Origin of the sequence: Achromobacter sp. GbtcB20, assembly GCF_019091095.1 — a bacterium.
GTDB lineage: Bacteria > Pseudomonadota > Gammaproteobacteria > Burkholderiales > Burkholderiaceae_B > Achromobacter > Achromobacter mucicolens.
The window spans coordinates 1-403 of record NZ_JAGXJZ010000274.1 but is presented as its reverse complement, the minus strand read 5'-3'; the positions used below and the strand labels follow the sequence as shown (position 1 = coordinate 403).

The following is a 403-nucleotide window of genomic DNA, read 5'->3' as shown; positions in this document are numbered from 1 at the left end:
CGTAGCACTGCGGCGATCCTCACGCAGAACATCGTTCTGGCCCTTGGCATCAAGGCGGTGTTCCTTGCGTTGACGTTCACAGGGCATGCCTCCATGTGGTTGGCTGTGTTCGCTGACATGGGGGCAAGACTTTTGGTTGTCGTCAATGGGCTGCGCCTCCTGAAGTTCAAGGCGGCATGAACAATGGATGAACCATCTCTTCGCAAGACGCAGTGGTACTCACTCGCGATCGTTATATTCGCCGGCGATCAGGCAGCTAAGAGCTACATTGACGCGACAACTCCCTTGGGTTGGTCGCACGAGGTGGCGTCATTCTTCAACCTAGTTCACGCTCTCAATCCCGGCGCGGCGTTCAGCTTCCTTGCTGGCGCGGGCGGCTGGCAGCGGTGGTTTTTTCTGGCGA

At 57.6% G+C, this 403-nt stretch carries 2 protein-coding genes; both read left to right on the top strand.

Going from position 1 to position 403, the window contains the following annotated elements; translation table 11 throughout:
- Positions 1–180: hypothetical protein (locus tag KVT32_RS28955; RefSeq protein ID WP_217619296.1), on the top strand; the 180-nt coding region annotated here is incomplete at its 5' end.
- A 3-nt stretch (positions 181–183) separates the two neighbouring features.
- On the top strand, positions 184–403 hold a 220-nt coding region (locus tag KVT32_RS28950; RefSeq protein ID WP_217619295.1), incomplete at its 3' end, for a signal peptidase II.